A 7,086-nucleotide genomic window follows, 5' to 3' on the forward strand; every position below is an offset into this window, starting at 1 on the left:
CTGCGCTCTCCGTCGCGGGCTGTGCATCCTTTATTAACCCTTCATTTACTTCTTCTGCGCTGCCTACCACGTTTAAAACTGCCAATAAGCCGACCTACAGCACATTTCAATGACATTTTTGTGTGGCCAGTGAGAGTGACTGGAAGTTTCCGCACTTTTAGTCAAAAGCACTTAGCTCATTGAAATTACAAAAATTTAACATTAAAAGTGCATTTTATCGCCACTTTTTATTCCATTAGGTTATTAAAAGTAACGCCCACCCCAATAAAGTTTCACTAGAAACTGTTAGTCAGCTATTAATTTTTGCCGTTACTAGATGTATACTCATTTTCGTGACGTAAATCACAGTTCATTGGAACTGATAAAAGAATTCGAAGAGGATAAATCATGAAAATTAAAACTACCGTAGCGACAATTAGCCTGCTGTCCATGCTGTCTTTTGGTGCATTCGCAGCACAATCCATTGATGCCGCACAGGCTGAAAAACTGCAGTCTGCCGGTACCATCACCGTAAGCGGCGTCGGTGCAGCACCTTCTGATATCCGTCAGGCGCTGTCTGCCAAAGCCGATGCCCAAGGCGCGACCGCTTACCGTGTGATCGAAGCTCGTAGCGAAGGCAACTACCACGCTACCGCCGAGATTTACAAGTAAGTACAAGATGTTATGTGAGCATTGCACGACCATTCTCTGGTAAAAAACCAAGTAGATAACCGCCTTCAAGTATAAAAAACGCTGTAAAGCCCTTCCAGGCCGTTATCTCTGAACGATTAAGGATCCAAGTATCATGAACATGAAAACTACTCTCGTTGCACTTAGCCTGCTGTCTGCCGTTTCTTTCGGTGCTTCTGCGGCTAACCTGGTCACTGATGCCCAAGCCAGCAATCTGCAGTCTGTCGGCACCATTACCGCTAGCGGCGTGGGTGGCGCACCTTCTGATATCCGTCAGGCGCTGTCTGATAAAGCGGACCAGCAAGGGGCCAAAGCCTACCGTGTGATCGAAGCCTATGAAAATGGCAACTGGCACGCAACGGCTGAAATCTACAAGTAAAAAACCGAGGCCGCGTTTACTGAACTGACTACCCTCGTCACTGCCACTGCCGAGTTCTCAGGTAAACGCTAGTATCTTGGAAATTATCGTCGTCCTATCCGACGAACCCCATTGCCCTCGCACGCGAGGGCTTTTTTCTGGCTGTAAAAAAGGCCGCATCAGCGGCCTTGGTATTGGAACAAGCGCCGCATGCGACGCCTGTTTAGCTCAACGTTAGTAGGTTTCTTTCGGTTCAGCCTTGTTAGCCAACCCCGCCAGCAGTTTGTCATGAATGCCGCCAAACCCGCCGTTGCTCATCACCAGAATATGGTCACCCGGCTGCGCGGTTTTCACGATCATCTCCACCAGCGTATCCAGATCGGCACTCCAGTGCGCCGGCTGGACGCAAGCTTCTGCAACTTCCGCAACTTGCCATGGGATGTGGTGAGGCTGGAACAGGAACACTTCATCGGCACGACCCAGTGACGGGGCCAGATCGTTTTTGCTGATCCCCATTTTCATGGTGTTTGAGCGCGGCTCCAATACGGCCAGAATGCGCGCTGTGCCGCCCACTTTGCCACGCAGCGCCGCCAAGGTAGCCAGAATGGCGGTCGGATGATGGGCAAAGTCGTCATACACCGTGACACCGTTGGCTTCACCGCGCAATTCCAGACGGCGGCGGGCATTGATAAAGTCACCCAGCGCACGGCAGGCATCGGCTGGCTGTACGCCAACATGGCGGGTAGCGGCAATCGCCATCAGGCCGTTATGCATATTGTGTTCACCCACCAGCGCCCAGTTTACCTCGCCCACCTTCTCGCCGTTGAGGAACACTTCGTAATGGCTGGCATCCGTCGTCAGTTTGTGTGCACGCCACGCGCCTCCTTCCCCGACCCATTCCTGTTCGCTCCAGCATCCCATCGCCATCACCTGTTTCAGATGGGTATCGTTTTCCGGCAGGATAATCTTGCCTTGGCCCGGCACCAGACGCACCAGGTGGTGGAACTGTTTCTGGATCGCCTTCAGATCGTCAAAGATATCGGCATGATCAAACTCGAGGTTGTTCATGATCAACGTGCGCGGGCAGTAATGAACAAACTTGGAGCGTTTGTCGAAGAAGGCACAGTCATACTCATCGGCTTCGATGACAAAGAACGGGCTGCCGCCAAGACGGGCCGAGACATCAAAATTGCCCGGTACGCCGCCGATCACAAAGCCCGGCTGATAGCCGCAGGCTTCCAGGATCCAGGTCGCCATCCCGGCGGTGGTGGTTTTACCGTGTGTTCCCGCTACCGCCAGCACCCAGCGATCGCGCAGGACATAATCATGCAGCCACTGAGGGCCAGACATGTAAGGAATGCTCTGCTCCAGCACCGCTTCTACGCAAGGGTTACCACGGCTCATGGCATTGCCGATAATCACCAGATCCGGAGCAGGATCCAACTGGGCAGGATCGTAACCCTGGATCAGATCGATCCCCTGCTTTTCCAATAAGGTGCTCATCGGAGGATAGACGTTGGCATCTGAACCGGTCACCTCGTGCCCCAGTGAACGAGCCAACATGGCCAGCCCACCCATAAAGGTGCCGCAGATCCCAAGAATATGTATGCGCATTAGGTTTCTCATTTTAGTGCATCGATTTACTGCCTATTCTAGCGCTCAGAATCGTTCAGAAGAAATGGATTTGCCTATGAATCGCAAGTTGCTTTGGGCTACACTGCAGACGAAAACGTTGGCGGTATGTAAACAAGCCGCTATCCATCCGTAGATTCAGGGATTGTGTCATGAAAACGTTAGGCGAATTTATCGTCGAGAAACAACACGACTTCTCTCACGCCACCGGTGAGCTGACCTCATTACTTTCTGCCATCAAGCTGGGTGCCAAAATCATTCACCGTGATATCAACAAGGCGGGCTTAGTTGATATCTTGGGGACTAACGGCATTTCCAACGTTCAGGGCGAAGTTCAGATGAAACTGGACCTGTTCGCGAACGAAAAACTGAAAGCAGCGTTGAAGGCTCGTGGTGAAGTTGCGGGCATCGCTTCGGAAGAAGAAGACGAGATCGTGATTTTCGACGGCGAGCGAGCTGAGAACGGCAAGTATGTGGTGTTGATGGATCCGTTGGACGGTTCGTCCAACATTGATGTGAACGTCTCGGTCGGGACCATCTTCTCTATCTATCGCCGCATCACTCCGATTGGTACGCCAGTCACCGAAGAAGATTTCCTACAGCCTGGCCATGCCCAGGTAGCGGCCGGTTATGTGGTTTATGGCTCTTCCACCATGCTGGTCTATACCACCGGTTATGGCGTGCATGGCTTTACCTACGATCCGTCTCTGGGGGTGTTCTGCCTCTCCCACGAGAAAGTGCGCTTCCCGGAAAAAGCCAATATGTATTCCATCAACGAAGGTAACTACATCAAGTTCCCGCTCGGGGTGAAGAAATACATCAAATACTGCCAAGAGCAGGACGAAGCCACCCAACGCCCTTATACCTCACGCTATATCGGTTCACTGGTTGCCGACTTCCACCGTAACCTGCTCAAAGGTGGCATCTATATCTATCCAAGCACCGCCAGCCACCCACAGGGTAAGCTGCGTCTGCTGTATGAGTGCAACCCGATGGCGTTCCTGGCTGAACAGGCCGGGGGTAAAGCCAGCGATGGCAAAAACCGCATTCTGGATATCGTGCCGGAACAACTGCACCAGCGCGCGCCATTCTTCGTCGGAACCAAATCGATGGTAGAAGACGCCGAACGCTTTATTGCTGATTTCCCGGACCAGTAACGAGATATAAAAGGGGCGGCATGCCGCCCCTTCACCTCACAGTTTGAACACAGCCATACTCTGTGCCAATAGCTGTGCCTGCTCTTCCAAAGAGCGCGTTGCCGCCGCAGACTCTTCCACCAACGCCGCATTCTGTTGTGCCACCTGATCCATCTGAACCACCGCCAGGTTAACCTGCTCGATACCACTGCTTTGTTCGCGGGTGGCCGCCGAGATTTCACGCATCAGCGCCGTGACGCGCCCGACTTCCCCCGTAATACCGTTCATGGTCTTCGCCGCAGTGGCGGCCATCTGTTCGCCTTCCCGCACGCGGTGCTGCGAAACCTCGATCAGCCCTTTGATCTCTTTGGCCGATTGCGCACTACGTTGGGCCAGGCTGCGTACTTCACCGGCTACCACGGCAAAACCACGGCCTTGCTCACCAGCACGTGCCGCCTCTACCGCCGCGTTGAGCGCCAGGATATTGGTCTGGAAGGAGATGCCGTCCATCACGCTGATGATATCGGCAATCCGTCGGGAGCTGTCGGTGATGGCCTGCATCTTGCTCATCACCTGGCTGACCACGTCACTGCCCTGCTCGGCAATATCGGAGACGCTCAGTGCCAACTGATTGGCCTGTTCGCAGTTTTCAGCATTCATTTTCACCGTAGAGGTCAACTGTTCCATGCTGGCGGCGGTTTGCTCCAGTGAAGCGGCCGATTCCTCGGTACGCTGCGCCAGATGAACGTTACCTGCAGCCAACTCGCGGGAGCCGGTATCGATCTGACTGCTGGCATCGCGGACTTTACTGACCGACATCACCAGCGACTGCTGCATACGCTGCATGGCACGCACCAGACGCCCCATTTCGGTATCACCCTCACCACTAATTTCGTGGGTCAGATCCCCGGCGGCGATATACTCCAATTGGACGATCGACTCATCTAACGGGCGCAGCAAGATCAAACGCATAGCAAACCAGGCCAGCACCGCCAGTAACACACTGAGCAGCCCAGCCGCAACGATCAGGATAATCTTGGTGCTGGCATTACTTTCTGCCTCATGCGCCTGCTGCTGGCCAATCTCCATCGCAAATGCACGGAACTCACTGAGATCGGCTTCAAAAGCAATGCTTAGCTTAGAGATATGATTTTCTTGAATGGCGTAATAGTCATCCAACTTCCCCGCCTTTATCGCCGCTGCCATGGGCGCAATACCTTGTTCCAGATAGGCGCGATAGCTCGTCTGCATCCGCAAAGAGAACTGGCGGCCCCGTTCGGTCACCGTTCCCACGTCAACAAAGCGCGCCATTTCCTTTCTCGATTGTTCCAGATAGCCATAGATACGCCCTACCGATGCATCGGCAACCTCAATCTGACCAATCTCGCGCTGTCGTACTGCCAGCGAGGCGGCCGTCCTGGCCCGTAGCGCCAGATTGGAGCTGTTGGCCAACGAACCCAGTTCTTCCCCCAGGATCTGGTTCAGAGTCTGTAGCGAACGTGTTCCTTCGTTAATAGCCTTAACCCCGATGATGCTGACAACAATCAACAGCAACGTCATCAGGCTCAACAGGGCAATCAGCCCGGCCTTAACGGTGATCTTCTTTAACATGAGTGTTTCCCGGCTTTAGAAAAAAGTGGCTTCAGATGTAGAGGAGGCAAGAAGGCAGGGTCAGCTAGCTGCTGGACCGTTATTATTTGGGGAGGTTATCGGCAGCCGGGGAGTAAACTTCAATCAATGAGGGATTAATCTGGAAAAGTTGCCGTTATAGGCCAGGCAGCAGCGCAATGATGAAAAGGACGGGAAATCACAAAAGACTCCGCTATAATAGAACAACCTCATCTCTAACTACTTGATTAGTAGTTAAAAGTACTCCCACAGTGGAAATGCACGCTTTCAGTACATTTCAGTTGTGACACCAAGGAGTACTTTCAATGGCATCTCTTATGCTGAGTCGACATGGCATCTGGTATTACCGAAAAGTAAATGTTCTTCCATCTGGTAAACGTAGAGAGATCCGGCGTTCATTGCGTACACGCTCGAAATCTGAAGCGAAAAAACGTATCGCCAAGTATCAAGAAAATCTTACACCGCTCATGATGGATACATCAAAGCAAGTGTTAACCCTGCTTGAATCATTACAAACACTGCAAGAGATGGGTTTAGAAGCCAAGGTGGCTCATAGTAAAGCTCCATCCCGCAAAACACCCAACATTGAGCAAGAACTTGATCAGTACTTAAAAATTAAGCAAAGCCAAGTTCGAGTACAAGAATTAGGAGCGATAGAAAGTAACATTCGGGGATATCTTGCTTTTACTAAAGATCCATTCAGTAAGCGGCAGGCAGCACTCTTCATCGATCAACTTACGTCAGCGATTCCAACGCGTAACAAATACGTATCTAAAATTGGTGGTTTTTTCCTCTGGATGAACAGACGAAGTGAGATTGAAATAAAAAATCCATTTCAAGGATTATCGATCAAAGATAATGTTCCAGTATCTGAAAAACGGGATGCCTACACCATAGACCAAGTGGCAAAGCTAAGGGATGTTTGTACTGCTGAAGCGGCTTGGAAACGCTGGGTAATATTGATCGGTAGTTATAGCGGCTTGCGGGCTAATGAAATTTGCCAACTATATCTTGATGATATTCAGCAGATAGACGGTTTATGGTGTTTTCGGATAGATAATACTCACACATCACAACAACTAAAAACACCCAGTAGCAGAAGATTCGTTCCAATTCACGACTCATTAATAAATGCGGGCTTTTGGAACTATTTTGAAAGTAAAAAAGGACAAGAATTGCTTTTCCCTGAAACCCGCAATAAAAAAAGGCATTCACAATACTTTATCAGTTGGTTTAGTCAGTTCAGAAAGGCGTTAGATGTGCCGGAATTCCATTCATTACGGCATTACGCCGCCACCACCTTTAAAAATGCCGGAATTCCTGAACAGTACGCAGGTGCACTACTCGGTCATTTATCCAACACAGGAATTACCTATTCACGATACGGTAAGCAAGTCAGTGATTTAGGAAAACTTAAGGAAATCATCAATCTGCTTTAAAAGCAGATTGAGCACAACTGAAATGTACTGAAAGCGTGCATTTCCACTGTGGGAGTACTTTTAACTACTAATCAAGTAGTTAGAGATGAGGTTGTTCTATTATAGCCAAAACGCCCTCAAAGTACTCCCATTTTTCGGGACATGAAGCTGCACCAGTACTGCATAGTACACACAAAATGTACCACATTTCGGTACAGAGCTGAAGTCACAGGTCAGTGGCTAT

6 protein-coding genes are annotated in these 7,086 nt (G+C 50.7%); 4 read left to right on the top strand and 2 right to left on the bottom strand.

Features of this window, described 5'->3' with window-relative positions; all coding sequences use genetic code 11:
• Nucleotides 1-387 precede the first annotated feature (387 nt).
• The gene (yhcN, locus tag ACLQ7H_RS25320) at nucleotides 388-651 is read left to right on the top strand and encodes a peroxide/acid stress response protein YhcN (RefSeq protein ID WP_411755051.1); all 264 of its coding nucleotides are present in this window, start codon (nucleotides 388-390) and stop codon (nucleotides 649-651) included.
• A gap of 133 nt (nucleotides 652-784) precedes the next feature.
• Complete coding sequence (yhcN, locus tag ACLQ7H_RS25325) at nucleotides 785-1,048, top strand: peroxide/acid stress response protein YhcN (RefSeq protein WP_021179031.1); 264 nt, start codon at nucleotides 785-787, stop codon at nucleotides 1,046-1,048.
• A gap of 213 nt (nucleotides 1,049-1,261) precedes the next feature.
• On the opposite strand, the gene mpl is transcribed toward yhcN (ACLQ7H_RS25325), so the two are convergent.
• Nucleotides 1,262-2,641 carry a UDP-N-acetylmuramate:L-alanyl-gamma-D-glutamyl-meso-diaminopimelate ligase gene (mpl, locus tag ACLQ7H_RS25330; protein ID WP_024483358.1) on the bottom strand — a complete coding sequence of 460 codons (1,380 nt, stop codon included), beginning with the start codon at nucleotides 2,639-2,641 and terminating at the stop codon, nucleotides 1,262-1,264.
• 170 nt (nucleotides 2,642-2,811) lie between these two features.
• Between mpl and fbp the strand changes: the two genes are divergently transcribed.
• Nucleotides 2,812-3,816 carry a class 1 fructose-bisphosphatase gene (gene fbp, locus ACLQ7H_RS25335; protein ID WP_411755052.1) on the top strand — a complete coding sequence of 335 codons (1,005 nt, stop codon included), beginning with the start codon at nucleotides 2,812-2,814 and terminating at the stop codon, nucleotides 3,814-3,816.
• 36 nt (nucleotides 3,817-3,852) lie between these two features.
• On the opposite strand, the gene ACLQ7H_RS25340 is transcribed toward fbp, so the two are convergent.
• Entirely contained in the window at nucleotides 3,853-5,406 is a 1,554-nt protein-coding gene (locus ACLQ7H_RS25340) for a methyl-accepting chemotaxis protein (RefSeq protein WP_411755053.1), read from the bottom strand.
• A gap of 323 nt (nucleotides 5,407-5,729) precedes the next feature.
• Here ACLQ7H_RS25340 and ACLQ7H_RS25345 point away from each other — a divergent pair, with 323 nt between their 5' ends.
• Nucleotides 5,730-6,863 (top strand): site-specific integrase, encoded by a 1,134-nt coding sequence (locus ACLQ7H_RS25345; RefSeq protein ID WP_025122919.1) that lies wholly within the window; start codon nucleotides 5,730-5,732, stop codon nucleotides 6,861-6,863.
• The last annotated feature ends 223 nt before the right edge of the window (nucleotides 6,864-7,086 follow it).

Origin of the sequence: Serratia sp. (in: enterobacteria), assembly GCF_046715635.1 — a bacterium.
GTDB lineage: Bacteria > Pseudomonadota > Gammaproteobacteria > Enterobacterales > Enterobacteriaceae > Chania.

Excerpts from the sequence above, each read along its gene's own strand:
- yhcN (WP_411755051.1), top strand. The coding sequence starts at position 388 with ATGAAAATTAAAACTACCGTAGCGACAATTAGCCTGCTGTCCATGCTG.
- fbp (WP_411755052.1), top strand. The coding sequence starts at position 2,812 with ATGAAAACGTTAGGCGAATTTATCGTCGAGAAACAACACGACTTCTCT.
- mpl (WP_024483358.1), bottom strand. The coding sequence starts at position 2,641 with ATGCGCATACATATTCTTGGGATCTGCGGCACCTTTATGGGTGGGCTG.
- ACLQ7H_RS25345 (WP_025122919.1), top strand. The coding sequence starts at position 5,730 with ATGGCATCTCTTATGCTGAGTCGACATGGCATCTGGTATTACCGAAAA.
- yhcN (WP_021179031.1), top strand. The coding sequence starts at position 785 with ATGAACATGAAAACTACTCTCGTTGCACTTAGCCTGCTGTCTGCCGTT.
- ACLQ7H_RS25340 (WP_411755053.1), bottom strand. The coding sequence starts at position 5,406 with ATGTTAAAGAAGATCACCGTTAAGGCCGGGCTGATTGCCCTGTTGAGC.